Consider the following 1915-nt stretch of genomic DNA (forward strand, 5'->3'; position numbering starts at 1 on the left):
CATGATCAGCCGATTGGATAGAGCTAATACCAACAAGTAAATGATAGTCTTGCGTTTGTACAAGTATTGAATGATGGTGCTAAGAAATTCCCTGGTAATAAATATTTCACACCAAACTTGATCAATGAATTCATTAGAGGAGGCAAGACGGCAGAAGCTATGGCTTATCTGGATCAAGCGATTGCTAACGATCCAAGCAATACTTGTGAATTGATAGGTGTAAAAGCATCATTGTATGCTGAGCAAAAAAATTATGCAAGTGCAGAACCTGCATATCTACAAGCTATCGCTGCTGATGCTAACTGTGAGAAAGCCCTTGAAGGCTTAGGTGTGTTGTATATACTTCAGGCTCAGGATGTAAAAGAAAAAGCTGGTCAAACAAATAGTAGAAGTGAACAAGCACAGTTAGATAAGCAAACTGCAGACTTTTACCAGAAATCTTTACCATATCTTGAAAATATAGAGATTTGTTGAAAGCCAGAGGTGCTGATTTTGATTTAGATATCAAACCTGCATTAATGAAACTACAAAATGTATATTATAACTTGAGTCTATTGAATATAGATAAATCAGCTGAATATGAGGCAGTTCAAAAAGAGTTAGGTATATCAGATAAGCAATAATACTTATACTATAAATAATACTAAGCGTCCGGAACTTTTTAGTTCCGGACGCTTTTGTTTTATCATATGTTTAAATAAGGTGAAACTTTATTGCTTCTTGTTAATATTGAGGCTATTTATCACTTTTATTGTGGATAGTTTTTTGTAAATTTGTTAGAAGCGAACTTTAAATAGGTAAAGACATGAAAGAAGATAAATTAGTAACAATAGCCATACATACTCCTCAGAAAGCTTATATATTAAAGCAGGTTTTGGAAGAAAGGGGTATTAACACACATCTTGTGAATGTTTCGCAAAATGCTGACGATACAAGCCTGGGGTTGGCCGTACGTGTAGATAAAGAAGATTTAATGAATGCCATATCTGTAATTGAAAATAAAAAACTATTCAGATATGATGATGAGAAGATATCTAAAATAGATGACGGACGGAAACGCATTCTAGTCGCTGTAGACTTTTCCAGTTACTCAATAAAGGCTTGTCATGCAGCATTTACCATAGCGCAACAAACGAATGCTAAAGTGAAAATACTGCATGTATATCGGGTACATTTTCCAATTACATTCCCATTTGCTGATAATTTAAACAAAGATGATGAAAGTGATGTACTAAGTGTAGCTAGACGGAGAATGCTTGATTTTTGTAATGAAATAGATGAGAAAATTACACAAAAAGAATTTCCCCCTATAAATTATTCATATTCGTTACGTGAAGGACTCATTAGTGAAGAGATAGAAAACTTTGTAGAAGAATATAAACCGTTCTTACTTGTTTTAGGTACTAAAGGTTTAAGTAACAATAAGAGGAATGTAGTAGGGAATGTAACGGCTGATATAATTGAGATGACCAATGTGCCTGTGATGGCTATTCCGGAGAACTTTACGATTGAAAACACTCTTGATTTTCAGAATATAGCTTTTCTTACAAACTTTCAGAAAAGGGATTTGGACGCTTTTGATTTCTTAGTTAATATATTGAAGCCTTATCCTAATGTAAGAATAACGCTTACCCATGTAAATGTAATAAACAAAAAAGATGAGAAATGGTCTGAAGCTGAGCTTGCTGAAATGAAAAAATATTTTATCGATAAATATCCGGAACTGAATGTTAGCTATCAACTTATCGATGGTCCAAACATGGCGGATTCGATCAATGAATTTATTAAAAAAGAAAACATTAATATAGTTATGCTAAATACTAAACGACGGAATCTTTTTGGTCGGATCTTTTTACCTAGTATATCTAGAAAGGTTTTAATAAATTCATTGATCGAATCCGCCATGTTTGGACCA

At 33.5% G+C, this 1915-nt stretch carries 2 protein-coding genes; both read left to right on the plus strand.

Annotated elements, in window-relative coordinates; all coding sequences use genetic code 11:
• Positions 1 to 66: 66 nt before the first annotated feature.
• Positions 67 to 474, plus strand: coding sequence for a hypothetical protein (locus LDB17_RS14755; protein WP_393925119.1), 408 nt, complete (start codon positions 67 to 69; stop codon positions 472 to 474).
• Between the two features lie 331 nt (positions 475 to 805).
• A partial coding sequence (locus LDB17_RS14760) for a universal stress protein (protein WP_393925120.1) occupies positions 806 to 1915 on the plus strand: 1110 nt, incomplete at its 3' end.

The sequence above is a fragment of the Dysgonomonas sp. Shenzhen-Wh21 genome (assembly GCF_043392705.1).
In the GTDB taxonomy this organism is placed as follows: domain Bacteria; phylum Bacteroidota; class Bacteroidia; order Bacteroidales; family Dysgonomonadaceae; genus Dysgonomonas.